Below are 22,065 nucleotides of genomic sequence, written 5' to 3' on the forward strand. Positions count from 1 at the left end.
GGGGTGAGGGGGAGGCACATGCTGGATTTTTGTCGGAGGGCCGCCGCGCGACCCCCTCACCCTAACCCTCTCCCCGGGGGGGAGAGGGGATGAGGTTCCGTGTTGGTCAGGCCATCCGTCCGATCTCGCTGCGCGAGACGATCAGGCGCATGATCTCGTTGGTGCCTTCCAGGATCTGGTGGACCCGGAGGTCGCGGACGATCTTCTCCACGCCGTAATCGGCCAGATAGCCGTAGCCGCCGAACAGTTGCAGGGCGTTGTTCGCCACCTCGAAGCCGGTGTCGGTGGCGAAGCGCTTCGCCATGGCGCACAGGCGCGTCGCGTCCTTGCTCTTGGCGTCCAGCGCCGAGGCGGCGCGGTGGACGAAGGTGCGGGCGGCCTCAAGCTCCGTCGCCATGTCGGCGATGCGGAACTGCAGCGCCTGGAAGCGGTCGAGCGACTGGCCGAAGGCCTTGCGCTCACTCATGTAGGTCAGCGCCTTGTCCAGCGCGGCCTGGGCGCCGCCGATGGAGCAGGCGGCGATGTTGATGCGGCCGCCGTCCAGACCCTTCATGGCGAACTTGAAGCCCATCCCTTCCTGCCCCAGCAGGGCGGAGGCGGGGACGCGGGCGTCCTCCATGATGACGGCGCGGGTCGGCTGGGCGTTCCAGCCCATCTTGTGCTCGTTGGCGCCGAAGGAGAGGCCGGGGGTGTCCTTGGGAACCAGGAAGGCGCTGATGCCGCCGGGGCCGTCCTCGCCGGTGCGGGCCATGACGAGGTAGAGGTCGGAGCTGCCGGCGCCGGAGATGAACTGCTTGGCGCCGTTCAGGATGTAGCTGTCGCCGTCGCGCACCGCCCTGGTGCGCAAGGCCGCGGCGTCGGAGCCGGCGTTGGCCTCCGTCAGGCAATAGCTGGCCAGCCATTCCATGGTGCAGAGCTTCGGCAGCCAATGGGCCTTCTGCTCGTCATTGCCGAAATTGTCCACCATCCCCGCCACCATGTTGTGGATGGAGATGTAGGAGGCGATGGTCGGGCAGCCCTGGCTCAGCGCCTCGAAGATCACCACGGCGTCGAAGCGGCTGAGCGCCGAGCCGCCATGGTCCTCCGACACATAGATGCCGCCCATGCCGAGGTCTCCGGCGGCGCGCAGCGTGTCGACGGGGAAATGCTTCTTCTGGTCCCACTCGACGGCGTTGGGCGCCAGCTCGTCGCGGGCGAAGGACAACGCCATGTCGCGGATGGCGACCTGGTCTTCGGTCAGTTCAAAGGACATGCGTCACCTCGATCAAGGCCCTCTCCCGCCTCTCGCACAAACTTCGTTTGTGCTGACGGCGTCAGGCGGATCGAAGATCCGCTGAGAGCCCCGGGAGAGGGAGGGGACCCACCGTAAGGTGGGGAGGGTGAGGGGTGATCCAAGGATAAGCGCAATGATCCTTGTCGTCCCCCTCACCCTTCCCATGCTTCGCATGGGCCCCTTCCCTCTCCCGGGGCGGGAGAGGGAAGCTATGGACCCATCAATCCATGGTCGGAATGACGAAGCTGGCGCCTTCCTTGACGCCCGAGGGCCAGCGGGAGGTGACGGTCTTGGTCTTGGTGTAGAAGCGCACCGAATCCGGTCCGTGCTGGTTCAGGTCGCCGAAGCCCGAACGCTTCCAGCCGCCGAAGGTGTAGTAGGCGAGCGGAACCGGGATCGGAACGTTGATGCCGACCATGCCGACATCGACGCGGGACGCGAAGTCGCGGGCGGCATCGCCGTCGCGGGTGAAGATGGCAACGCCGTTGCCGTACTCGTGGTCGTTCGGCAGGGCCAGCGCTTCCTCGTAGCTGTCGGCGCGGACGACGGAGAGGACCGGGCCGAAGATCTCCTCCTTGTAGATGCGCATGTCCGGCTTCACCTCGTCGAACAGGCAGCCGCCCATGTAGAAGCCGTTCTCGTAGCCCTGCATCTTGAACTCGCGGCCGTCGACCGCCAGCTTGGCGCCTTCCTTTACGCCGAGATCGACGTAGGACTTCACCCGCGCCAGATGCTCGGCGGTCACCAGCGGGCCGAAATCGGCGCTGCTGTCGGTCGAGGGGCCGACCTTCAGGCCTTCCACCCGCGGGATCAGACGCTCCATCAGGGCGTCGGCGGTCTTCTTGCCGACCGGCACGACGACGGAGATCGCCATGCAGCGCTCGCCGGCCGCGCCGTAACCGGCGCCGATCAGGGCGTCGGTCGCCTGATCGAGGTCGGCGTCGGGCATCACCAGCGCGTGGTTCTTGGCGCCGCCGAAGCACTGCACGCGCTTACCGTTGGCGCAGCCGCGGTTGTAAATGTATTCGGCGATCGGGGTGGAGCCGACGAAGCCCACCGCCTTGATGTCGTGGTCGTCGAGGATGGCGTCCACCGCCACCTTGTCGCCGTGGACGACGTTGAGGATGCCCGCCGGCAGGCCGGCCTCCAGCATCAGCTCGGCCAGCTTGACCGGCACGCCCGGCGTGCGCTCCGACGGCTTCAGGATGAAGGCGTTGCCGCAGGCGATGGCCGGGGCGAACTTCCACATCGGGATCATGGCCGGGAAGTTGAACGGCGTGATGCCGGCGACGACGCCCAGCGGCTGGCGCATCGAATAGATGTCGATGCCGGGGCCGGCGCCGTCGGTGAACTCGCCCTTCAGCAGGTGCGGGATGCCGCAGGCGAACTCCACCACCTCAAGCCCGCGCTGGATGTCGCCCTTGGCGTCGATGATGGTCTTGCCATGCTCCAGCGACAGCAGCAGCGCCAGCTCGTCATAGTCGCGCTGGACGAGGTCGAGGAAGCGCATCAGCACGCGGGCGCGGCGCTGCGGGTTGGTGGCGGCCCAGCCGCGCTGCGCCTGCTTGGCGTTCTCGACCGCGGCGCGCATCTCCTCGACGCTCGCCAGCGGCACGCGGGCGCGCACCTCGCCGGTCATCGGGGAGTAGACGTCGGCGAACCGCCCCGACGTTCCGGAAACCAGCTTGCCGCCGATCAGGTGCTGAAGTTCGGTGGTCATCCTATTGTCCTCCCTCGGGATTGTTTGTCACCATGTGGACCTGAGCGGCCCTTTGGCGCGACCCGAAACTTTGCGCATCGGTTGTGCAGGAATGCGGCAAGCGCCCTCCGATGGCCGCCCGCAACCCTCGAACGTGTGGGGAGACTTGGGCGCGCCCGACGCTTATAGTGCGCCCGCGCTCCAGCCATGGGGATTCCTGGGGTGGGGCGGGGGATAGCCGCAGAAACGGCGAAGCGGAATGAACATGACCAGCCACGAAGACGTCTTCGACACGCCCGAGACACGGCAGCCGACCATCCTGTCGGTCTACAACCAGAAGGGCGGCGTCGGCAAAACGACCACCTCGGTGAACCTCGCGCTGGCGCTGGCGGCGCTGGGCAAGAGCGTCGTGCTGATCGATTTCGACCCGCAGAGCAGCGCCACCAGCAACTTCCTGCTGCGCGACAAGGCCAAGGTCGGCATCAACGACCTGCTGCGCAAGGAAACCTTCGTCGAGGACGCCATCACCCCGACCGCCTTCGACGGGCTGTCGATGATCGTCGGCGCGCGCAAGCTCTACTCGCTGGAACATGCGCTGGACAGCCGCGGCGGCTCGCAGCGGGGCTTGCGCAAGGCGCTGCATTTCTCGCGCAACCCGCCGGACTATGTCGTCATCGACTGCCCGCCGGCGCTGGGCCATCTGGCGGCCGGCGCGCTGGCGGCGTCGGACCGGCTGATCGTGCCGGTGTTTCCGGGGCGCTATGCGCTGGACGGTCTGCGGCGCACCCTGCAGGTGGTGGAGCATATCCAGAACGGGTTGAACCCCAGCCTGTCGCTGGCCGGCATCCTGATGCTGTCGATCACCAACGACGAGGTCGGGCGCGAATCGCTGACCCAGCTGCGCAACGAGTTCCCGGAGCAGATGTTCCGCACCGCCTTCCCCTATGACGTGGACGTGGTGAAGGCGACCTACCGCCGCATGCCGGCGATGATCTTCACGCCGGACGGGCGGACCACCAGCCGCTTCGCCGCGCTGGCCTGGGAGATCGTCCATGGCCGCGGCAGCACGCCCGACGACGCCCAGCTGAAGCCGGCGCTGGAGCGCATCCAGGCGTGGCACGAGGCGACCGACACCTCCTACAGCGCGCGGCGCGCGTCGTCGATCGACGAAGGCGACGAACCTGGCGGCGGCGGCAATGGGGCGCGGCAGGCGGAACGCGGGGGAGCGCGGTCGGGTGGCGGAATGGGGGCGGGGCTTGTGGGGCTGGTGATCGGGCTGGCCGGCGGCTTCGCATTGGGGGCGGCCGTGGGGCAGCCGATACTTGGGAAATTGCTGGGGCTGGGGGGATGAGATATCCCTCTCCCCCCCGGGGAGAGGGTTAGGGTGAGGGGGACGCGTGGCGAGGATTTTCAAGAGTAGCGAACCTCTGCACCCCACTTAATCCACACTATGCACCCCCCTCACCCCGACCCTCTCCCCGGGGGGGAGAGGGGGATAGGTGGATCCCATGGTCAACAAGAAGAGGGCACTCATGCTTCCTGTCGATGCCGTTCTGCGCAAGGTGGACGAGTCCTTCGAGGAGTCGGTCGGCCGGCTTTGCGAGCTGCTGCGCATTCCCTCGGTCAGCACCGATCCCGCCTATGCCGGCGAGGTCCGGCGCGCCGCCCGCTGGTGCTCGGACAGGCTGACGGCGATGGGCTTCAGCGTCACCATCCACGACACGCCCGGCCATCCGATCCTGGTCGCCCATCATCCGGGGCCGCAGGGGGCAGAGACGCCGCATGTGCTCTATTACGGCCACTACGACGTGCAGCCCGCCGATCCCATGGAGCTGTGGACCAGCCCGCCCTTCGATCCGGTGATCGTCGAGGCCGAGCGCGGCCGCCGCGTCGTCGCCCGCGGGGCCGCCGACGACAAGGGCCAGACCATGACCTTCATGGAAGCCTTCGAGGCCTGGCACGCCGTCCACGGCTCCATCCCGATCCGCGCCACCGTGCTGCTGGAGGGCGAGGAGGAGACCGGCAGCCCGTCGCTGCCGCGCTTCCTTAAGGAGCATGCGGACGAGCTGCAGGCCGACTTCTGCCTGGTCACCGACACCAACGCCTGGGACGTCGACACCCCGGCGATCACCACCCGGCTGCGCGGGCTGCTCTATCTGGAAGCCACCGTCACGGGCCCCAGCCACGACCTGCATTCCGGCCTGTTCGGCGGCGCCGTGCCCAACCCGCTGAACGTGCTGAGCGGCATTCTGGGCCAGATCCACGATGCCGACGGGCGGGTGCGCTTCGACGGCTTCTATGATGGCGTGCGCGAGCTGCCGGACGAGCTGCTGGCGCAGATCCGCGGCCTGCCGCTGGACGAGGCGCAGTTCCTGGGCGCGCTGGGCCTGACCCGCAGCCATGGCGAGGCGGGGCGGACGCTGCTGGAGCGCATCTGGACCCGGCCGACCTGCGACATCAACGGCATCTGGGGCGGCTATACCGGCGAGGGGTCGAAGACGGTCATCCCGGCCAAGGCGTCGTGCAAGCTGAGCTGCCGTCTGGTGCCCGGCCAGGACCCGGCGGCGATCGAGGCGTCGGTCCGGCGCTTCTTCGAGGAGCGGCTGCCGGCGGACTGCACGGTCAGCTTCCGGCGCTTCAGCTCGTCGCCGGGGATCGAGGTGCCGACCGACACGCCGTGGATGCAGGCGGTGCGCAGCGGGCTGAAGGAGGCGACGGGCCGCGACGGCGTGCTGATCGGCGGCGGCGGGTCGATCCCCATCGTCGGCTGGTTCCGCGAGCATCTGGGGCTCGACACCATCCTGGTCGGCTTCGGGCTGGACGACGACCGCATCCATTCGCCGAACGAGAAGTTCGAGTTGAAATGCCTGCGCAACGGTATCCGCAGCCATGCGGCGATAGTGGGCCGTTTGGCGGCCGGGCGGGTTGGCTGAGGCTGGGGCGGACCTAAATCTTCCCGATCTGCGGCAGGGGTGGGCTGACGCCTCATCTCCTGCCGCCACCGACAAGATCGAGACGGGAATTCGCATGTCCGCCCTGTTCACGCCCTTCACGCTGAAGGACGTCACCCTGCGCAACCGCATCGCGGTTCCGCCGATGTGCCAGTACAGCGCCGTCGACGGCGTCATCAACGACTGGCATCTCGTCCACTACCCCGGCCTCGCCCGCGGCGGCGCCGGTCTGGTGATCGTCGAGGCGACGGCGGTGTCGCCGGAAGGCCGCATCACGCCGGGCTGCACCGGCCTGTGGAACGACGCCCAGGCGGACGGGATGGCGCGCATCGCCGCGTCCATCGCCGCCGCCGGCGCCGTTCCCGGCATCCAGATCGGCCATGCCGGCCGCAAGGCCAGCGCCAACCGCCCCTGGGAAGGTGACGACCACATCACCGACGGCGATCCGCGCGGCTGGGAGACCATCTCGCCGTCGGCCGTGCCCTTCGGCCATCATCTGCCGAAGGTGCCGAAGGCGATGACGCTGGACGACATCGCCCGCGTCCGCGCCGATTTCGTGGCCGCCGCCGTGCGCGCCCGCGACGCCGGCTTCAAATGGCTGGAGCTGCATTTCGCCCACGGCTATCTCGGCCAGAGCTTCTTCTCGGTCCATGCCAACACCCGCACCGACCAGTATGGCGGCGACCTTGCCGGGCGCAGCCGCTTCCTGCTGGAAACGCTGGCGGCGGTGCGCGAGGTGTGGCCGGAAAACCTGCCGCTGACCGCGCGCTTCGGCGTGATCGAGTATGACGGGCGCGACGAGCAGACGCTGGCCGAGTCGATCGAACTCGCCCGCAACTTCCGCGCCGGCGGGCTGGACATGCTGAGCGTCAGCGTCGGCTTTTCCACCCCCGATGCCCGCGTTCCGTGGGGGCCGGCCTTCCTGGCCCCGGTCGCCGAGCGGGTGCGGCGCGAGGCGGAGCTGCCGGTGGCGGCCGCCTGGGGCATCGACGCGCCGAAGATCGCCAACCGCACCGTCGCCGACGGGCAGCTGGATCTGGTGATGGTCGGCCGCGCCCATCTGGCCAACCCGCATTATCCCTACCGCGCCGCCAAGGAGTTGGGCGAGGAGCGTCCGTCCTGGGTGCTGCCGGCGCCCTACGCCCACTGGCTGGAGCGTTACCGCGCCACTGATGCGGCGGAGTGAGGTTGGTGACTTTTTAGGACGGAGGAATCCCCCTCTCCCCCCCCGGGGAGAGGGTCGGGGTGAGGGGGATGCACCTCGTACCTTCTCAAGAATCCTCGCCGCGCGACCCCCTCACCCTAACCCTCTCCCCGGGGGGGAGAGGGGATAGCAGCCTTCCGGCGTCAGCCGGCCTCGGCGGCGGAAGAGGCGCTCCACAGGTTGATGCCGGCGTCGGCGACGGCGTGGGTGTCGATCTCCGCCAACTCCTCCGACGTGAAGGACAGGTTGTTCAGCGCGTCCAACGAGTTGTCGAGCTGCTCCACATTGCGGGCGCCGATCAGGGCGGAGGTGACGCGCGGATCGCGCAGGACCCAGGCGATGGCCATCTGCGCCAGCGTCTGGCCGCGCCGCTGGGCGATGGCGTCGAGCGCGCGGATGCGCTCCAGGTTTTCCGGCGACAGGAAGTTGGCGCGCAGGGTCCCGCCCTTGGCGGCGCGGGCGTCGGCAGGCTGGCCGCTCAGATACTTGTTGGTCAGCATGCCCTGGGCCATCGGCGAGAAGGCGATGCAGCCCATGCCGAGATCCTCCAGCGTCTCCAGCAGTCCGCCCTCAACCCAGCGGTTCAGCATGGAGTAGGAGGGCTGATGGATCAGGCAGGGGGTGCCCAGATCCTTCAGGATGCCGGCCGCCCGCCGCGTCATCTCCGGCGAGTAGGAGGAGATGCCGACATAGAGCGCCTTGCCCTGGCGGACGATGTGGTCGAGCGCGCCCATCGTCTCCTCCAGCGGGGTGCGGGGATCGACGCGGTGCGAATAGAAGATGTCGACATAGTCGAGACCCATCCGTTTCAGGCTCTGGTCCAGGCTGGAGACCAGATATTTGCGGGAGCCCCAGTTGCCGTAGGGGCCGGGCCACATCTCGTAACCGGCCTTGGTCGAGATCACCATCTGGTCGCGGTAGGGCCGGAAATCGGTGGCGAGGATGCGGCCGAAATTCTCCTCCGCCGAACCCGGCGGCGGGCCGTAGTTGTTGGCGAGGTCGAAATGGGTGACGCCGCGGTCGAAGGCCCGGCGCAGCACGGCGCGCCCGGTGGCGAACACGTCGGTGCCGCCGAAATTCTGCCAAAGCCCCAGCGAAATGGCCGGCAGGTCCAGCCCGCTGCGGCCGGTGCGGCGATAGCTCATGCCTTCGTATCGCCGTTCGGCGGCAAGATAGGGCGGCTGCATGGCGTTCTCCCGATGTGATCTTGAGTGATATATCAGCATAGGGCGGCAGTGGGGCCGGGCGCAATGGCGCGGCCGGTCATATCACTGCGGGAAGGGGCAGTGGCCGGCGGGGCGGGCCACGCGACCGGCACAATGCCACCATGACAATCCGGTGGTCCGGCCGCAACTTGTCACGCAAACCATCCGCAAGACAGAACCATTGCCGGGAAGACCGGTGGAACCCTTCGTTTCACAAGGATTTTCCAGTCTGTCCAAGGCAGCGCTTGTGCCTGTGGCCGAAAAGATACATCCGACATCGGAAATGTAATGGTGACAATGTTCCATTTGACCCCGCCGATTACGTCTCCATAATCCTGATTGTCTCGATTGTTCGAGCGATGTGCGCCAGATGATGGAGGATCCGATGCGCCACACCGACGTGACCCGCAGTTCCGGCCCGTACACGGCAGCCCCGGGCGCCGTCCCGGCCGCCGACCGCGTCACCCGTGTCGCCTCGCGCCCCTTCTGGCGGCTGCTCGACGTGTTGTTTTCCGCGATGGAACGGCGCAAACAACGTCATGCACTGGCAAGGCTCGACGACTATCTGCTGAAGGACATCGGCGTCAGCCGGTCCGAGGCGGAGCAGGAGGTGTCGAAGCCGTTCTGGCGGGGATGAGACGATGGCCAATGAATCCATACAGAGCCAACCCATTCAGATCGAATACGCAGTCGAACCGGACCTGAGCGCCGACGATTTCATCGACGTTCTGGAACGCTCCGGGCTGGCGGAACGCCGGCCCGTGGGCGACCGCCCCCGGGTGGAGGCGATGCTGCGCAACGCCGGCCTGATCATCACCGCGCGAGAGGATGGACGGCTGGTCGGCGTCGCCCGGTCGATCACCGACTTCGTCTACTGCTGCTATCTGTCCGACCTCGCCGTCGACCGCGCCCTGCAGGGGCGCGGCATCGGCAAGGAGCTGATGCGCCGCACCCGCGACGCGATGGGGCCGGGCACCATGTGCCTGCTGCTGTCCGCACCCAAGGCCATCAGCTTCTACGAGGAGGCCGGGCTGAAGCGGCACGAGCAGGCCTTCCTGTTCACCGATCTGGAATAATACCGGGGGGAGCACCGCCGCCATGCCCGACACGATCACCAGCACCGTGGCCGATACGACTGGCCTCGCCATCTCCTATGCCGATGTGGCCGGGGCGGCGGAGCGGATCGCCGGCGTCGCCCACCGCACGCCGGTGCTGACCAGCCGCACCGCCGACACGCTGACCGGCGGCGAGCTGCTGTTCAAGTGCGAGAACTTCCAGCGCACCGGCGCCTTCAAGATCCGTGGCGCCTACAACGCCATCGCCCGGTTCACGCCGGTGCAGCGCGCGGTCGGCGTCGTCGCCTATTCGTCCGGCAACCACGCCCAGGCCATCGCCCTGGCGGCGTCGATGCTGCGGGTGAAGGCGACCATCGTCATGCCGATGGACGCCCCGGCGTCCAAACTGGCGGCCACCCGCGGCTATGGCGCCGACGTGGTGCTGTACGACCGCTATGCCGAGCCGCCCGACGCCGCCGTCGCCCGCGTTCTGGAAGAGCGGGGCGGTATCTTCATCCCGCCCTTCGACCATGGCCATGTGATGGCGGGGCAGGGCACCGTCGCCAAGGAGCTGATCGAGGAGGTTCTGGCGAGCGGCGGCGCACCGCTGGACCTGCTGGTGGTGCCGACCAGCGGCGGCGGGCTGCTGGCCGGCTGCGCGGTGGCGGCGAAGGCGCTGAACCCCGGCTGCCGCGTGATCGGTATCGAGCCGGAGGCCGGCAACGACGCCCAGCAGAGCCTGCGCAGCGGCAGCATCGTCCGCATCGAACCGCCGAAGACCATCGCCGACGGCGCCCAGAGCCGCAATGTCGGCCAGCTGACCTTCCCGGTGATGCAGCGGCTGGTCGACGACATCGACACCGTCACCGACGACCAGCTGGTCGACGCCATGCGCTTCTTCGCCAGCCGGATGAAGATGCTGGTCGAGCCGACCGGCTGCCTCGCCGCCGCCGCGGTGCTGTCCGGCAAGATCGACGTGCGCGGCAAGCGCGTCGGCATCGTCGTCACCGGCGGCAACGTCGACCTCGGCCGCTTCGCCACGCTGGTGGCGGGCTAGACTCCCTCTCCCGCCCCGGGAGAGGGAAGGGGCCCATGCGGAGCATGGGAAGGGTGAGGGGTTAGGCACGAAGCCATGCGGTTCGGGATCCTTGCCCTACCCCTCACCCTCCCCACGCCTGACGGCGCGGGTCCCCTCCCTCTCCCGGGGCGGGAGAGGGAAATGACGCTTCATCGATAAATCGCCCCCAAGACGTAAGGAACGCTCGCCATGACCGGGAAAGCCATGCGCCTGCCCATCTATCAGGTCGATGCCTTCACCGACCGCGTCTTCGCCGGCAACCCGGCGGCGGTCGTGCCGCTGGAGTCCTGGCTGCCCGACGCGCAGATGCTGGCCATCGCGGCGGAGAACAATCTGGCGGAGACCGCCTTCTTCACCCGCAGCGGCCAAGGGGCGAGAGAGGGGTATGAACTGCGCTGGTTCACCCCGGCGGTGGAGGTCGATCTGTGCGGCCATGCCACGCTGGCGACCGCCTTCGTCATCTCCACCATCCTGGAGCCGGGGCGCGAGCGCATGGACTTCGCCACCCGGCAGGCCGGCACGCTGACCGTCACCCGCGACGGCGACCGCTACACGCTGGACTTCCCCAACCGTCCGGCCAAGCCGGCGGAGCGGGTCGATCCCAATCTGCTGGCGGCGCTGGGCGGACCGGCGCCGGTCGCGATCCTGAGCGGGCGCGACTATCTGGTGGTGTACGAGTCGGCCGACGCGGTGCGGGCGCTGGCGCCGGACATGGCGCTGCTGTCGAAGCTCGACCTGTTCGCGGTCTGCGTCACCGCGCCGGGAGAGAATGGGGTCGATTTCGTGTCGCGGCTGTTCGCCCCGGCCCAGGGCATCCCGGAGGACCCGGTCACCGGCTCCACCCACTGCATGCTGACCCCCTATTGGGCGGAGCGGCTGGGCAAGACGGTGCTGACGGCGCGTCAGGTCTCGGCCCGCGGCGGCGACCTGCTGTGCGAACTGGCCGGCGACCGGGTGAAGATCGGCGGGCAGGCGGTGCTGTATCTCGAAGGCTCGATCCGGGTGTGAGGAAGCGATGACCGTTCAGTTCGAGCGGGTGGCACCGATCCTGCCGGTCCGCGACGTCCGCGCTGCGCTCGCCCACTACTGGCAGCTCGGTTTCACAGTGACCGCCTATGACGAGGCTGCCGCGGACCCGGTCTATGGGTTCTTGGATTGGAATGGGGTGAGCCTGCATCTGGCGCGGATTCCGGACCTCGATCCGGAGCGCTCGGTCGTCGCTTGCTATCTCTATGTCAGCGACGCCGACGCCCTGCATGCGGCGTGGCAGGCGGCGGGAGTTGGCGGCCGGCTGACGGCGGTCGCCGACACGCCCTATGGCCTGCGCGAGTTCGCCCACATCGATCCGGACGGCAATTTGCTGCGCGTCGGGGCGGAAGCAAGGAGGGATGGCGATGGCTGACGATCCGGTCCTTCTGTTCTCCTACGGCACCCTGCAGCAGGAGAATGTGCAGATGGCGTCCTTCGGCCGGCTGCTGGCCGGGCGGGCGGATGCCATGCCGGGATACCGCCGCGACATGCTGGAGATCACCGATCCGGAGGTGATCCGCACCAGCGGCAAGCGCTTCCACCCCGTGGTGAGCGAAAGCGGCGATCCGGCCGACGAGGTCGCCGGAACCCTGTTCGAGATTACCGCGGAAGAACTGGCGGCTGCCGATTCGTACGAGGTCGCGGATTACAGGCGCGTCATGGTCCGGCTGAAGTCGGGGGCGGAGGCCTGGGTGTATGTGAAGGCGTGAGGGTGGAGGCGTGAGCGCGGGGCCCGTCACCGCTTGGCCGCCGCTGCTATCGCATCACCTTCTCGAAGCGGAACATCTCGCCGCCGCCGGGCAGGCCGGAGGGGCCGGGCCAATGCGGGTCGGGGTGACGGGCGCCGAAGAACTCGACGATCTTGAAGCCGCACTTGTTCACATAGAAATGGATGTTCCGTTTCTCGAAATAAGGCGTGTGGGTCTGCCAGACCAGCGTTCCGGGATAGCGCCGCTCGATCGCCATCCAGGCTTTGAAGCCCAATCCCCGGCCATGCTGCGCCGGCGACAGGAAGAACAGGTCCAGCGAATTGCGCTGCGTCGCCTCGTCGATCACGACGACGGCGCCGCCGACCCTTTGGCCATCGCAAAGGATATGCAGAAGCTCGGTGCCCGGCGCGTTCATCGACTCGTCGAGATCGCTGCCGCGGGGAATCGAATCGTCGGGAAGGCACCCGAACTCCTCGATGACGGCGACCGCGAAGGATGCCTCCATCTCGCTCTTGAAGGCCGGCAGATCGCTCGGATCGACGACCGCGAGCGTGACTTCGGTATCCTGCATCGTTCCCGTCATGACTCTGTTGCGGTGGCGGGGGACCTCCCCTTATGCCTCCGTCTCCATCTTCTGTTCGACCGCGGCTGCCTTGATTGCCTTCTGCAGCTTCTCGAAGGCGCGCACCTCGATCTGGCGGACGCGCTCGCGGCTGATGCCGTATTTCTGCGACAGGTCCTCCAGCGTCGTCGGTGCCTCGCGCAGGCGGCGTTCGGTCAGGATGTCGCGTTCGCGGTCGTTCAGCGCGGTCATGGCGTTCGCCAGCAGCTTGCGGCGCTTGCCCAGCTCCTCGCGGTCGGCCAGCGTGATCTCCTGGCTGGCCGTCTCGTCGACCAGGAAATCCTGCCATTCGCCCTCGCTCTCCGCACGCAGGGGGGCGTTCAGCGAATGGTCGGGGCTGGCGAGGCGCCGGTTCATGTTGACGACGTCCTGTTCCGGAACGTCCAACTTGGTGGCGATGGCCTGGACCTGCTCCGGCGACAGGTCGCCTTCCTCGATCGCCTGCATCTGGCCCTTCAGCCGGCGCAGGTTGAAGAACAGCTTCTTCTGGGCGGCCGTCGTGCCCATTTTCACCAGCGACCAGCTGTGCAGGATATATTCCTGGATCGCCGCGCGAATCCACCACATCGCATAGGTCGCGAGCCGGAAGCCGCGGTCGGGGTCGAAACGCTTCACCGCCTGCATCATGCCGACATTGCCTTCGGAGATCAGCTCCGACAAGGGCAGGCCGTAGCCGCGGTAGCCCATCGCGATCTTGGCCACCAGACGCAGATGGCTGGTGACGAGCTGATGGGCGGCGCCGGAATCCTCATGCTGCTGCCAGCTCTTGGCCAGCATGTATTCCCGCTCCGGCTCCAGCATCGGGAACTTGCGGATCTCCTGGAGATAGCGGGACAGATTGCTCTCGGACCCGATGGCCGGAAGATTGGATGCCGTCGCCATGACCAAACCCCTCTCCTGACGGCCGGTATACCCATGAGAAGGAATTCATGGGCACGCGGCCATTCTTCAGCGCGGGTTCCAAAGGCCCCTCGCAATGAGCGGGCGGCGGAACCTCGCCATTGACCGGGAGTCTATCCAAGAAAGATTACCCGGTGTACCGTTTTAAAGCGACTCCAAGGTGACAATTAGTTCATGAATATCCGCCGGAATTGGGGAGCGGAATGCCACAATTTCGCCACTGACCGGATGACGGAAGGTCAGCGCCGCGGCGTGCAGCGCCTGTCGCGGAAACCCAACAAGGGTGCCCCGAACCGGTTCCGGAAGTTGCGAGGCGAATTTGCCCCCCGGCCGCCCCGACCGGCCGCGGCCATAGAGCGGATCGCCGACCAGCGGGTGGCCGATGTGGGTCAGGTGGACGCGGATCTGGTGGGTGCGCCCGGTCTCCAGCACGCATTCGACCAGCGAGGCGGCCATGCCGAAGCTCTTCACCACGCGGTACTTGGTGGCCGCGGGTTTGCCGCCGCCGGTCACCACCGCCATCTTCTTGCGGTCGGCGCTGCTGCGGCCGATGTTGCCCTCGATCCGGCCCTGCGTCGGGTTGGGCACGCCCCAGACCAGCGCCAGATAGGTGCGGCTGAGCGTGCGGTCGGAGAACTGCTCCGACAGGCCGTGATGGGCGCGGTCGTTCTTGGCGACCACCATCAGGCCGCTGGTGTCCTTGTCCAGCCGGTGGACGATGCCCGGCCGCTTCACCCCGCCGATGCCGGACAGGCTGTCGCCGCAATGGGCCAGCAGGGCGTTGACCAGCGTGCCGTCCGGGTTGCCGGCCGCGGGATGCACCACCAGACCGGCCGGCTTGTCGATCACCAGCACGTCGGCATCCTCGTACACCACGTCGATCGGGATGTCCTGCGCCACCGGCTCGGCGGCCTCCGCCCCCGGCACCTCGACCTCGAAGCGCTGGCCGGGTTTGACCCTCAGGGACGGGTCCGTTATCGTCCGGCCGTCGCCGCGCACGCAGCCCTGTTCCAGCAGGGCCTGGACGCGCGACCGCGACAGGTCCGGCAGGCCCGCCGCCAACGCCTTGTCCAGCCGCTGGCCCGCCGCCTCGTCGGGAACCGTGTAGGCGAGGGCACGGGCAGTGGCGTAGGCGGGCGGGCCGGCGTCGTCGTCCGCATCGAGGAAATCGTCGGACAGATCGTCCGGGTTGGTGTCGTCCGGCATGTTGGCGGCCATCGGCTTTGCGTATCGCGTCCTGTTTCAATCGTCCGGGAGTGGACCCCAAACCGTGCAGATCCTCAAGGCACTCGTCGTCATCATGGGCGTTCTGATCATCGCCGGCTTCACTTATCTGGGGGTGGAGCTGTACAAGCGGATGTCGGACCCCAACCGCGCCTCCCTGACCGGGCCCTCCACCACGACCACCGTGATCGACCGCCCCGCCGAGGTGACGCTGGACGTCCCGGCCGGCGCCCGCATCGGCGAGATGCTGGTGGCGGGCAACCGCGTGCTGTTCAAGGTGACCCTGCCGCAGGGGCCGGACCGCCTCTATCTGATCGACCCGCGCACCGGCGCCGTCACCGCGACGGTCATTGCTGGCCCCTCTGGCGGCAAAGCCGCTCCGTAACAGACAGGTCTCGCGATCATGCATGATTTCCGCAGCGACAATGTCGCCGGTGCCGCCCCGCAGGTGATGACGGCGCTGGCGGCCGCGTCCGCCGGCACCGCCTCCCCCTACGGCAACGATCCCTGGACCGCTCGGGTGACCGAGCGGCTGTGCGCGATCTTCGAGACCGACGTCGCGGTCTTCCCCGTCGCCACCGGCACGGCGGCCAACTCTCTGGCGCTGTCGGCGCTGGTGCCGCCCTTTGGCGCTGTGCTGTGCCATGAGGACGCGCACATCATCATCGACGAATGCGGCGCGCCGGAATTCTTCACCGGCGGCGCCAAGCTGGTGCCGCTGGCCGGCGAGCATGGCAAGCTGACGCCGGAAATGGTGTCGCGCCACATCGCCAAGGCCGGCGTCGGCGTCGTCCACCGCGTCCAGCCCGCCGCGCTCAGCCTGACCCAGGCGACGGAGGCCGGCACCGTCTATACCCCGGCGGAAGTCGAGGCGCTGGTCGAGACCGCCCATTCCAACGGCATGGCCGTGCATATGGACGGCGCCCGCTTCGCCAACGCCATTGCCCGGCTGGGCTGCGCCCCTGCCGACGTGACGTGGCGCGCCGGGGTCGACGTGCTGACGCTGGGCGGTACCAAGGGCGGCTGTCTCGCCGCCGAGGCGGTGGTGTTCTTCAACCCGGCGATGGCCGAGGATTTCGGCTTCGGCCGCAAGCGTGGCGGCCATCTGGTGTCGAAGATGCGCTTCCTGTCGGCCCAGCTGGACGCTTGGCTGGAGGACGGGCTGTGGCTGCGCCTGGCCGCCCACGCCAACGCCATGGCCGACCGTCTGGCCGCCGGGCTGATGGCGCTGCCGGGCGTCGAGCTGGCACACCCGGTGGAGGCGAACGAGCTGTTCGTCCGGCTGCCCGGACCTTACGCCGAGGCGCTGGAGGGGGCCGGTTACGGCTTCTATCGCTGGGACGACGGCACGGCGCGCTTCGTGACGGCGTTCGACACGCCGGCGGCGGCGGTTGACGGTTTGCTGGGTATTTTGCGCAGCCTGCAAGAAAAGGCTTGATCGGCGGGGCTGGCTTGGTTAGAAACCCGCCCACGCCGATGACGTCCCCATCGTCTAGAGGCCTAGGACACCGCCCTCTCACGGCGGTAACAGGGGTTCGACTCCCCTTGGGGACGCCAACCTTCCAAGGTTGGGTCGCGCGGCCGGTGGCAGCCTCCACCGCCGCGAGTTGCGCATCGGGACCAGACGTCCCCTTCGTCTAGAGGCCTAGGACACCGCCCTCTCACGGCGGTAACAGGGGTTCGACTCCCCTAGGGGACGCCATCCACGCGCTGGATGCGTTGTTGAGCGCGGGCTTGAAGGTACAATGTCCCCGTCGTCTAGAGGCCTAGGACACCGCCCTTTCACGGCGGCGACACGGGTTCGACTCCCGTCGGGGACGCCACACTCCTTTTGCCCTCATGTACCAAGGGCTTCTGGACACCTCGCGCACGTTTTGCACACACGTCTGAGCGGTGGCTCGCGTACTTTCATCGGCCCGAATCGGTTTGCAACCATGATGCTGATCGCATTGCCGAAGCTCGGCCATCGCGCTACGATTTCGTTAGACAACGGCCGAGCGTGTACTTTGGCGCTAGCGCCGCGGCAAGCGCAGCGGGATCTCCTGCCGCGGGCGTAGTGGTTGCAAGCGCGTTCGATACCTATTGATAATTCTCTCGTAGAGATCAGTCATGCGTTTGTTCCTCAAAGTCAGGACCAAAGCAAACCGTGTTTGTGGATCCCTTCGGCCGCCATGCCCATGCTCTCGTGCTAGGTAACTAACATCGAAGGCAGGTTGGTTCAGAGAGGAGCTGCGTTTGGTTTTAGCTGCACTTAGAGTAGTTTCCCATTTTTGGGCGTCCTGGCGTCTCTCAACTTCAGTCGAATAAAAATCGTTCGCTCCAAAAAATGAGTCTGACGGAGGGGTGCGTGGTGTAATTAGCCGGCCATCTTTTTGATACGGCTTTCCCCTCTTCAGGGTATCCGGTCGAAATTGGATATCGAGTCCGGCGCGAGTGTAATTGAGTGCGTCTTCCGGGTCGATGTCACAGTAGTATGAGAAAGTGGCTTTTATGAAAACATCTCCTGTCATGCCGTCCGGTATGGGGAGATAAAGACGTACGGAACCTGTAAGTGGCATCTGGCGTTGGTAAATGATGTGGGCCTCTCCATCTCCGCATAAGACAAGGTCGTCCAGTTCATGAGAGAGACGCCCCCAACCCACCTCGTGCTTAGGGGCGCCTTCTGGATTGGCATGGTGCACCATCAGTGCTTTTATGGTCGGAGCCCACAAGTCCTCGGTAAACTTCGCACGTATCCCTGCCCCAGCGCGCATTGCCAAGGGTGCTGCAAAGCTTGTTCCCATGTCACCGCGACCCAAGCCCGGTGTATCGGCGTCGAGGACCAGAAACGGTGTGCTTGGGGAACCGCCAAAGGCTAAAAAGTCTGGCTTTACATAACCAGGGCTTCGGCCGGGCCCCGTCGCACTGTATGGTGCTCGACTCCATCCTGTCCCCACCGTGTCAGTGGCGCCAACGCCGATCATATTGACGCCGTCGGATGGCGGTTGCACACGGTTGAGGCCAAGCATGCTGTCCGCCTCGCCATTGTTTCCGCAGGCGACCGTGGCGACGGTCTTCCCCTCGACCAAAAGGCTATCTAGTGTGGACGTCCATGCGTTCACGTCGTCATCTTCTAGGGCGCAATCTGGGCCTAAGCTTATATTGATAAAATCGTAAGTCTTGGATTCCAGAACATCCTCTATGCGACTCAGGACGGAGTACAGTTCAAAATCATCGTGAACGGTATCGTCGCCAAGTACTCTCCAGTGCTCAACTCGGGAGAAAGGGCGCGGTGGTGTCGCCCCCGGCTTGAGTGGCCCGAAAAGAAATGCCGAGGTAACGGCCAAGCCATGGCTTTGATATGCTGGTACGGGAGTCCCAACGTCTGCCGCATCGTGTAGATCAACCCATCTGCCGAGCGCGTGGCCGTCCGGCAGGCCGCCATCGAAGATGGCGACGGCAAGGTCCGAAGCTAAAGGGTCTTCATCCGGTAAGGTTACCTGAAAGCCCGACGTCAGGCGGCGCACGAAAGGGTCGAGTGGCACCAGACGCGGCACGCGACGAAGCGCCCTCAAAAATGAGAACTTTGTAATCTCTGGCAGGGTTTCGTAAGGGGCAAGCATCGGTACGAAGCAGAGTCCACCGGTGTGTCGACGCCTTTTGAGATCGACGTCCAACCCAAGCGTCTTCACATAGTCTCTGAAGCCGGCAAGGATGGCCCTATTGTCCTGTCCGTTAGAAGCATGCAGTACCACTTCGAGGGGGACGATTGCGCCTGGGGAGCGGTACTGCTCCGGGATTGGTTTCAAGCGTTCCTCGCCGGGAAGCGAGACGAGTTCGATCTGCCGAAACTGGTCGGAAATGTCCTCATCGAATGGCGCCCAGCGATCTACCTCGGCAGCAAACCGTTTAATGCGATCGGCATCGGCTGCAAGGTAGTACTGTGGCGCGGGCTGTGGTTTGGCTTTGCCGAGTGCCGCTGCGGCTTGTGCCTTTGCGCCTGTGGTGCGCTCCGGGATGAGGTGTACGGCTCGACTCCCTACATGGCGTAGATCCAATGCCTCGAGCAACTTGTCGGGGTAGTAACTTTTTGCAAGATATGTCGGATGGAGCGTCAGTGAAATTACTGCTTGCCCCCCAGGGCAGGCGCGAGGCGGAAGGCTGCGCAATTTACTTGCCGCATCCTTCCACTGAGGGGCTAGGCGTTGCCGAGCCGTTTCGAAGGAATAAGGGTGAGCCTTGTCCCCTGGGTTGCGTCCTGGGCGAGGAACATCCTCCGCGAGTTGTTCGCCCCCACCAATGAGATAACGCGGAGCGGCCATGCTCACCTCCTAATTTAAAGAAATTATTGAGGGCTTTCCACAGATTTCCACATTTTTCGAAGTGTATCTCTGGCTAATCCTGTAATTTCATTGACTCTTCGGTCTGAAACTCCATCAGCATGCAGTTTTTCCGCAAGTAACCTGCGATCAACTGACGACGCATTACGCGCATCATCGGAAAGTGTATCAATTAGCACGTCTACAATGGGTCTAGTAAACACTACAGCCTGCCGCCGCATGCGCCGAACAGTGCGCATAATGTCGCTGTAAGATCTGCCTTCCCACATGCGGGTGAGCACGGGGATCCAGTCGGCCAGTGCGGTTCGGTCTTCACCGAGTGCCCGCTCTATCGCCTGTTGGCGAAGGTCGTCTTGGGGAACATCGAAATTCAGCACATCGTCAAACCGGCGCCACGCGGCGGGGTCTAGAAGCTCTCCATGGTTGGTGGCGGCGATTAGAAGGCTTGTATCGGGCCATTCGTCAACTTCTTGCAATAGTACGGTGACGAGGCGCTTTAGCTCACCAATTTCTCCCTCATCATCTCTACGCTTTGCTATAGCATCGAATTCATCTAAGAGAAGAACTGATTGTATACCTTTGGCATAATCCAGCACGTTTCTCAGATTGCTTCCGGTTTTTCCTAGGTAGCTGCTCATAACTGCAGAGAGATCCAGCACTAAGAGGGGGCGGTCGAGTTGTTGGGCAAGCCACCGAGCGCTCAAAGTCTTGCCCACCCCTGGCGGTCCTACGAAAAGCAGTGAGCGAGTCGGGCCAAGCCCTTCACGCTCCAATGCGGCAAGGTTGCGGCGTTCCGCAACTACCTGCTCAAGGCGCGTGCGAAGTTGCGTTGGAAAGATGGGCTCGTCGGCTAGGACGACAGGGTGCTCTTGCCGTAGGAGGTTGAGGCGGGAGTCCACATCAACGGGCACCATGCTCATTCCAGCGTCGCGGGTGGGCGCAGCCAAGTAGGGGGAACTGGCGAGTAGGTCACTGATTTGCCCCGTTAACTCGTCACCAGGCCCGAGCTTGCGGATGATCCGGCGCAGGTAGGCTTGCACATCCTGCGGCCGTCCAGACAACCCGAGTCGGGCTACCTGGACCAAAAATTCGTTCATATTGTTCATTTCGCCCGCTGCTTCGCTACGAAGCCCTTTCGTCCTCGTTTTTAGCATGGACGAGAAATTGTTCTCAAGAATGAATTCGTCCACCCACCTACACCAAATTGCTTGTGAGGTCGGCGGCTTTTTGGTGGGGACGCTGTTCCTGCTGCCGGTGCAGGCGATGCAGCACGACGCGCGCTGGTTCCCCGAACCGCTGGCCATCCGGCCGGAGCGCTTCGCGCCCGGCGCACCCCCCCATCCCGCGCGGCGCCCAGATGCCGTTCGGGGCGGGCCCGCGCGTGTGCCTGAGGCAGCATCTGGCGATGACCGAACTGACGGTGATCGCGGCCATGCTGCTGCAATGCTTCGCCCTTTTGGTCCCTGTCGGCGTGGCGCCGCCGCGCCCGGTCATGCGGCTGTCGTTGCGGCCGGACAAGCAGCTGTGCCTGCAGCTATCGCCCGTGACCGGCGGGTGAGCGGTCAGGGCAGGGGGGCGGTCCGATACAGCGTCACCCTGATCCCCCCGTTCGACACCGACACGCCCCCCTCCTCGAACGGCAACTCCGTTGCCTTCGCCAGGGCGGCTTCGTTGGTGATGATGCCCACGCGCCAGCCTGCAAACCGCGCTTTCAGGGTCTGGCCCATGGCGTGGTAGAGCGGGATCAGGGACTTGCCCTCGCCGATGCGGGCGCCGTAGGGCGGATTGACGATGACGAGGCCGGGGGGACCCTCGGGCGGGGTCAGGTCGCTGATGGCGTGGTGGGTGAACTCGGTCCAGGCGGAGACGCCGGCACGCTCGGCGTTGGCGCGGCTCATGGCTATGGCGCCGGCGTCGCGGTCGCTGCCGTGGAAACGGACGGTGGGCGTCGTGGGCGTGCCGCCGGCGCGCAGGCTCTGCCAGAGGGCGGGGTCGAAGTTGGCGAGCTGTTCGAAGGCGAAATGACGGGAGCGGCCGGGCTTCAGGCCGGCGGCGATCTCGGCGGCCTCGATGACGAAGGTGCCGGAGCCGCACATCGGGTCCACCACCGGCTCGCGGCCGTCATAGCCGCACTGGCGCAGGAACAATGCTGCCAGCGTCTCGCGCATCGGCGCCTTGTTGACCGCTTCCTTGTGGCCGCGCTTGTGCAGCGACTCGCCGGAGCTGTCGACGCTGATGGTGCAGAGGTCGTCGTCGATGCGGGCCTTGATCTGGACGGCGCGGGTGTCCTCCGCCTCCGTATCTCCGGCGGCGTCCTTGCGGGCGGTCTTGCCGGTCGGTTTGGGGGCGGCCTTGACGATGGGGGCGCCGAGTTCCTCGGCGATGGCGCGCTCGATGCGCTGCGCGGCGGCGCCGGCATGGTAGATGCGCGAGGCCTTGCAGGACGCCTCGACCCGCACCGGAACGTCGGCGCGCAGGATCTCGGCCCAGGGAACCCGGCGGGCGCGCTTGTCCAGCTGCGCCAGATGCAGGGCGCGGAAGCTGGCGATGCGCGCCAGCACGCGGGTGGCGCCGCGCAGCTCCAGATTGGCCCGCCAGACCTCCGGCCAGCCGCCGGTGACCGTCACCCCGCCCTTCACGGCGGTGGGGTTGGCGAAGCCGCGCTCGCGCGCCTCGGCGCACAGCACGGATTCCAGGCCGGGGGCGGCCACCAGGAAAATCTCGAAGGGCTGCGCGGCGCCGGTCTTGTCTTGGTCGGTGTTCATCCCGCCTACATAGCCCGAAGGCCGGCCGTCT

The 22,065-nt window shown here is 66.2% G+C and carries 21 protein-coding genes and 3 tRNA genes; 15 read left to right on the forward strand and 9 right to left on the reverse strand.

Features of this window, described 5'->3' with window-relative positions; all coding sequences use genetic code 11:
* Positions 1–106 precede the first annotated feature (106 nt).
* Together ACCD06_RS32220 and ACCD06_RS32225 are read right to left on the reverse strand one after the other, a co-directional pair.
* Positions 107–1,252 carry an isobutyryl-CoA dehydrogenase gene (locus tag ACCD06_RS32220; RefSeq protein WP_413346375.1) on the reverse strand — a complete coding sequence of 382 codons (1,146 nt, stop codon included), beginning with the start codon at positions 1,250–1,252 and terminating at the stop codon, positions 107–109.
* A gap of 241 nt (positions 1,253–1,493) precedes the next feature.
* On the reverse strand, positions 1,494–2,993 hold the full coding sequence (locus ACCD06_RS32225; protein WP_413346377.1) for a CoA-acylating methylmalonate-semialdehyde dehydrogenase: 1,500 nt from the start codon (positions 2,991–2,993) through the stop codon (positions 1,494–1,496).
* Positions 2,994–3,237: 244 nt separating this feature from the next.
* Between ACCD06_RS32225 and ACCD06_RS32230 the strand changes: the two genes are divergently transcribed.
* The 3 genes from ACCD06_RS32230 (at position 3,238) to ACCD06_RS32240 (ending at position 7,109) form a co-directional block, all read left to right on the forward strand.
* Positions 3,238–4,323: a ParA family protein gene (locus ACCD06_RS32230; protein ID WP_413346379.1), complete on the forward strand. Its 1,086-nt coding sequence runs from the start codon at positions 3,238–3,240 to the stop codon at positions 4,321–4,323.
* 181 nt (positions 4,324–4,504) lie between these two features.
* Positions 4,505–5,905 (forward strand): M20/M25/M40 family metallo-hydrolase, encoded by a 1,401-nt coding sequence (locus tag ACCD06_RS32235; RefSeq protein ID WP_413346381.1) that lies wholly within the window; start codon positions 4,505–4,507, stop codon positions 5,903–5,905.
* 94 nt (positions 5,906–5,999) lie between these two features.
* On the forward strand, positions 6,000–7,109 hold the full coding sequence (locus tag ACCD06_RS32240; protein WP_413346383.1) for an NADH:flavin oxidoreductase/NADH oxidase: 1,110 nt from the start codon (positions 6,000–6,002) through the stop codon (positions 7,107–7,109).
* 161 nt (positions 7,110–7,270) lie between these two features.
* Here the strand turns inward: ACCD06_RS32240 and mgrA are convergent, their stop codons facing one another.
* The gene (gene mgrA / locus ACCD06_RS32245) at positions 7,271–8,314 is read right to left on the reverse strand and encodes an L-glyceraldehyde 3-phosphate reductase (protein ID WP_413346385.1); all 1,044 of its coding nucleotides are present in this window, start codon (positions 8,312–8,314) and stop codon (positions 7,271–7,273) included.
* Between the two features lie 403 nt (positions 8,315–8,717).
* Between mgrA and ACCD06_RS32250 the strand changes: the two genes are divergently transcribed.
* The 6 genes from ACCD06_RS32250 (at position 8,718) to ACCD06_RS32275 (ending at position 12,204) form a co-directional block, all read left to right on the forward strand.
* Complete coding sequence (locus tag ACCD06_RS32250) at positions 8,718–8,969, forward strand: DUF1127 domain-containing protein (RefSeq protein ID WP_413346387.1); 252 nt, start codon at positions 8,718–8,720, stop codon at positions 8,967–8,969.
* Between the two features lie 4 nt (positions 8,970–8,973).
* On the forward strand, positions 8,974–9,408 hold the full coding sequence (locus ACCD06_RS32255) for a GNAT family N-acetyltransferase (protein ID WP_413346389.1): 435 nt from the start codon (positions 8,974–8,976) through the stop codon (positions 9,406–9,408).
* Positions 9,409–9,430: 22 nt separating this feature from the next.
* The gene (locus ACCD06_RS32260; RefSeq protein WP_413346391.1) at positions 9,431–10,444 is read left to right on the forward strand and encodes a threo-3-hydroxy-L-aspartate ammonia-lyase; all 1,014 of its coding nucleotides are present in this window, start codon (positions 9,431–9,433) and stop codon (positions 10,442–10,444) included.
* Positions 10,445–10,654: 210 nt separating this feature from the next.
* Entirely contained in the window at positions 10,655–11,473 is an 819-nt protein-coding gene (locus tag ACCD06_RS32265; protein ID WP_413346393.1) for a PhzF family phenazine biosynthesis protein, read from the forward strand.
* A gap of 7 nt (positions 11,474–11,480) precedes the next feature.
* Positions 11,481–11,867 (forward strand): bleomycin resistance protein, encoded by a 387-nt coding sequence (locus ACCD06_RS32270; RefSeq protein ID WP_413346395.1) that lies wholly within the window; start codon positions 11,481–11,483, stop codon positions 11,865–11,867.
* Entirely contained in the window at positions 11,860–12,204 is a 345-nt protein-coding gene (locus tag ACCD06_RS32275) for a gamma-glutamylcyclotransferase family protein (RefSeq protein ID WP_413346397.1), read from the forward strand. The genes ACCD06_RS32270 and ACCD06_RS32275 overlap by 8 nt, the downstream gene beginning before the upstream one ends.
* Before the next feature lie 46 nt (positions 12,205–12,250).
* Here ACCD06_RS32275 and ACCD06_RS32280 read toward each other — a convergent pair whose 3' ends face one another.
* From ACCD06_RS32280 to ACCD06_RS32290, 3 genes are all read right to left on the reverse strand, one after another.
* On the reverse strand, positions 12,251–12,775 hold the full coding sequence (locus ACCD06_RS32280) for a GNAT family N-acetyltransferase (protein WP_413346399.1): 525 nt from the start codon (positions 12,773–12,775) through the stop codon (positions 12,251–12,253).
* A gap of 42 nt (positions 12,776–12,817) precedes the next feature.
* On the reverse strand, positions 12,818–13,708 hold the full coding sequence (gene rpoH, locus ACCD06_RS32285) for an RNA polymerase sigma factor RpoH (RefSeq protein WP_085092002.1): 891 nt from the start codon (positions 13,706–13,708) through the stop codon (positions 12,818–12,820).
* Positions 13,709–13,870: 162 nt separating this feature from the next.
* Positions 13,871–14,944 (reverse strand): RluA family pseudouridine synthase, encoded by a 1,074-nt coding sequence (locus ACCD06_RS32290; RefSeq protein ID WP_413346401.1) that lies wholly within the window; start codon positions 14,942–14,944, stop codon positions 13,871–13,873.
* 52 nt (positions 14,945–14,996) lie between these two features.
* On the opposite strand from ACCD06_RS32290, the gene ACCD06_RS32295 reads away from it, so the two are divergent.
* The 5 genes from ACCD06_RS32295 (at position 14,997) to ACCD06_RS32315 (ending at position 16,773) form a co-directional block, all read left to right on the forward strand.
* Positions 14,997–15,335 carry a hypothetical protein gene (locus ACCD06_RS32295; RefSeq protein WP_413346403.1) on the forward strand — a complete coding sequence of 113 codons (339 nt, stop codon included), beginning with the start codon at positions 14,997–14,999 and terminating at the stop codon, positions 15,333–15,335.
* Positions 15,336–15,353: 18 nt separating this feature from the next.
* On the forward strand, positions 15,354–16,388 hold the full coding sequence (locus ACCD06_RS32300) for a threonine aldolase family protein (protein WP_413346405.1): 1,035 nt from the start codon (positions 15,354–15,356) through the stop codon (positions 16,386–16,388).
* A 43-nt stretch (positions 16,389–16,431) separates the two neighbouring features.
* Positions 16,432–16,507, forward strand: a tRNA-Glu gene (locus ACCD06_RS32305).
* 69 nt (positions 16,508–16,576) lie between these two features.
* Positions 16,577–16,652, forward strand: a tRNA-Glu gene (locus tag ACCD06_RS32310).
* Between the two features lie 45 nt (positions 16,653–16,697).
* Positions 16,698–16,773, forward strand: a tRNA-Glu gene (locus tag ACCD06_RS32315).
* A gap of 189 nt (positions 16,774–16,962) precedes the next feature.
* On the opposite strand, the gene ACCD06_RS32320 is transcribed toward ACCD06_RS32315, so the two are convergent.
* Both ACCD06_RS32320 and ACCD06_RS32325 read right to left on the reverse strand, forming a co-directional pair.
* A complete protein-coding gene (locus tag ACCD06_RS32320) occupies positions 16,963–19,098 on the reverse strand; it encodes a S8 family peptidase (protein WP_413346407.1) in 2,136 nt (711 codons plus the stop codon).
* Positions 19,099–19,274: 176 nt separating this feature from the next.
* The gene (locus tag ACCD06_RS32325; RefSeq protein WP_413346409.1) at positions 19,275–20,459 is read right to left on the reverse strand and encodes an AAA family ATPase; all 1,185 of its coding nucleotides are present in this window, start codon (positions 20,457–20,459) and stop codon (positions 19,275–19,277) included.
* Between the two features lie 20 nt (positions 20,460–20,479).
* Between ACCD06_RS32325 and ACCD06_RS32330 the strand changes: the two genes are divergently transcribed.
* Entirely contained in the window at positions 20,480–20,827 is a 348-nt protein-coding gene (locus ACCD06_RS32330) for a cytochrome P450 (protein WP_413346411.1), read from the forward strand.
* A gap of 4 nt (positions 20,828–20,831) precedes the next feature.
* Here ACCD06_RS32330 and ACCD06_RS32335 read toward each other — a convergent pair whose 3' ends face one another.
* Positions 20,832–22,034 (reverse strand): THUMP domain-containing class I SAM-dependent RNA methyltransferase, encoded by a 1,203-nt coding sequence (locus tag ACCD06_RS32335; protein ID WP_413346413.1) that lies wholly within the window; start codon positions 22,032–22,034, stop codon positions 20,832–20,834.
* Positions 22,035–22,065 lie beyond the last annotated feature (31 nt).

This window comes from Azospirillum sp. CT11-132, from assembly GCF_047302835.1.
Lineage (GTDB): Bacteria > Pseudomonadota > Alphaproteobacteria > Azospirillales > Azospirillaceae > Azospirillum.

Coding starts and splice junctions, on each gene's coding strand:
- ACCD06_RS32225 (WP_413346377.1), bottom strand. CDS start 2,993: ATGACCACCGAACTTCAGCACCTGATCGGCGGCAAGCTGGTTTCCGGA.
- ACCD06_RS32335 (WP_413346413.1), bottom strand. CDS start 22,034: ATGAACACCGACCAAGACAAGACCGGCGCCGCGCAGCCCTTCGAGATT.
- ACCD06_RS32235 (WP_413346381.1), top strand. CDS start 4,505: ATGCTTCCTGTCGATGCCGTTCTGCGCAAGGTGGACGAGTCCTTCGAG.
- ACCD06_RS32270 (WP_413346395.1), top strand. CDS start 11,481: ATGACCGTTCAGTTCGAGCGGGTGGCACCGATCCTGCCGGTCCGCGAC.
- ACCD06_RS32250 (WP_413346387.1), top strand. CDS start 8,718: ATGCGCCACACCGACGTGACCCGCAGTTCCGGCCCGTACACGGCAGCC.
- ACCD06_RS32275 (WP_413346397.1), top strand. CDS start 11,860: ATGGCTGACGATCCGGTCCTTCTGTTCTCCTACGGCACCCTGCAGCAG.
- ACCD06_RS32255 (WP_413346389.1), top strand. CDS start 8,974: ATGGCCAATGAATCCATACAGAGCCAACCCATTCAGATCGAATACGCA.
- ACCD06_RS32280 (WP_413346399.1), bottom strand. CDS start 12,775: ATGCAGGATACCGAAGTCACGCTCGCGGTCGTCGATCCGAGCGATCTG.
- ACCD06_RS32240 (WP_413346383.1), top strand. CDS start 6,000: ATGTCCGCCCTGTTCACGCCCTTCACGCTGAAGGACGTCACCCTGCGC.
- mgrA (WP_413346385.1), bottom strand. CDS start 8,314: ATGCAGCCGCCCTATCTTGCCGCCGAACGGCGATACGAAGGCATGAGC.
- ACCD06_RS32265 (WP_413346393.1), top strand. CDS start 10,655: ATGACCGGGAAAGCCATGCGCCTGCCCATCTATCAGGTCGATGCCTTC.
- ACCD06_RS32230 (WP_413346379.1), top strand. CDS start 3,238: ATGACCAGCCACGAAGACGTCTTCGACACGCCCGAGACACGGCAGCCG.
- rpoH (WP_085092002.1), bottom strand. CDS start 13,708: ATGGCGACGGCATCCAATCTTCCGGCCATCGGGTCCGAGAGCAATCTG.
- ACCD06_RS32260 (WP_413346391.1), top strand. CDS start 9,431: ATGCCCGACACGATCACCAGCACCGTGGCCGATACGACTGGCCTCGCC.
- ACCD06_RS32220 (WP_413346375.1), bottom strand. CDS start 1,252: ATGTCCTTTGAACTGACCGAAGACCAGGTCGCCATCCGCGACATGGCG.
- ACCD06_RS32290 (WP_413346401.1), bottom strand. CDS start 14,944: ATGGCCGCCAACATGCCGGACGACACCAACCCGGACGATCTGTCCGAC.
- ACCD06_RS32300 (WP_413346405.1), top strand. CDS start 15,354: ATGCATGATTTCCGCAGCGACAATGTCGCCGGTGCCGCCCCGCAGGTG.